The sequence below is a fragment of the Belliella aquatica genome (assembly GCF_014637795.1).
In the GTDB taxonomy this organism is placed as follows: domain Bacteria; phylum Bacteroidota; class Bacteroidia; order Cytophagales; family Cyclobacteriaceae; genus Belliella; species Belliella aquatica.
On the sequence record NZ_BMFD01000019.1, the window covers coordinates 56,977 to 57,640 of the forward strand.

The 664-nt window shown below is 43.1% G+C and carries 1 protein-coding gene; it reads left to right on the plus strand.

The features are described from left to right. Positions 1–664: PKD-like domain-containing protein (locus IEV57_RS17485; RefSeq protein ID WP_308419889.1), on the plus strand; the 664-nt coding region annotated here is incomplete at both ends.

Here is a 664-nt window from a genome sequence, read left to right on the forward strand (position 1 = left end):
CAATTTGTTCAGGAGATGAAACTGGTATCAAGTTGAGCTCAACAACCACAGGAACCGAGACAGTGACCTACACTTGGATAGCGGTGCAGTCTGAAGCTCCAATAGGTGGAGTAATAGTAGGTTTCGAAAATCATACCACGAAAACACTATCAGAGATCAATCAAATTTTGATCAATAGTGGCACAAGTCCTGGAAAAGTAAAATATACGATTATACCACATATAGGAAATTGTACTGGTAATCCACTCGATGTTGAAATCACGGTGAACCCTATTGCTCGTGTAAATGATATTTCAGATCAGATACTTTGTGCAGGGGATGATACAGACCTTATCACATTCGGCACGATCAACACAGGAGGAACAATTACTTACACTTGGACCAATGACAATACAGCTATTGGACTAGCTGCTTCAAGTGGGGGTGATGTGACAGAGATTCCGGTTTTCAAGGCACTCAATCCAAGCAAAGAGCCGATTACAGCTACTATTACGGTTACTCCAACCTTTACCAATGGCTCTGTTTCCTGCCCTGGCCTGGGGAAAACTTTTACGATCACGGTGAATCCTACGCCTGTTATTTCCAACAAAGCTCCAGAGCCTATTTGTTCGGGGGATGCATTTACGGTTAATCCTGAGGATGGAGTCAGTGGAGATTTAGTACC